Origin of the sequence: Pseudomonas sp. YQ_6 (assembly GCF_043103245.1) — a bacterium.
GTDB lineage: Bacteria > Pseudomonadota > Gammaproteobacteria > Pseudomonadales > Pseudomonadaceae > Aquipseudomonas > Aquipseudomonas alloputida.
The window spans coordinates 1-506 of sequence record NZ_JBICJR010000004.1 but is presented as its reverse complement, the minus strand read 5'-3'; the positions used below and the strand labels follow the sequence as shown (position 1 = coordinate 506).

The window sequence follows — 506 nt, the reverse complement described above, 5'->3', positions numbered from 1 at the left end:
ACCGAGGTCTGGTCGGCCGTGATGGTGACTTTGACCAAGTCGCCTTCGTTGCCCGGCGTACCTGGCTCGTCGGTCACGGTAGTGCTGACCGGGGTTTTGTCGAGTGTCAGTTGCTCGAACTTGCCAACGTCCGCACCTTCAACGGTAGCGATCGACATCACGACAGGGTCGTTAGCGCCGACGTAGACGTTGTCCGGGGCAGCCACGGTGGCAGTACCCACGGTGCCGTTGGCCGGCACAGTGATGACGGTTTTGCCGTCGCTCAGGGTGAAGGTCAATGCACTGTGGTTGTTGATCGGCAGGCCGTCTTTGTTGGTCAGCGTGATGGTGTAAGTGATCTCACCGCCTTCGGTCACCGACGGGGTCGCGGTCAGCTTGGCCACCACTTCGTCGGTGGTGTCGGTCACTTGAACAGTAGCCGCACCGCCCAGTTGCAGGTTCTCGAACGTTGCGCCGGTGGCGTCTACCGCCGAGTTGATGCCCAGGCTGATCTGGCCAGCATCGTT

The 506-nt window shown here is 61.3% G+C and carries 1 protein-coding gene; it reads right to left on the bottom strand.

Annotation, left to right across the window (positions count from 1 at the left end):
• The coding region (locus tag ACF8FG_RS00725; RefSeq protein ID WP_392518588.1) for an immunoglobulin-like domain-containing protein at positions 1-506 on the bottom strand (506 nt) is incomplete at both ends.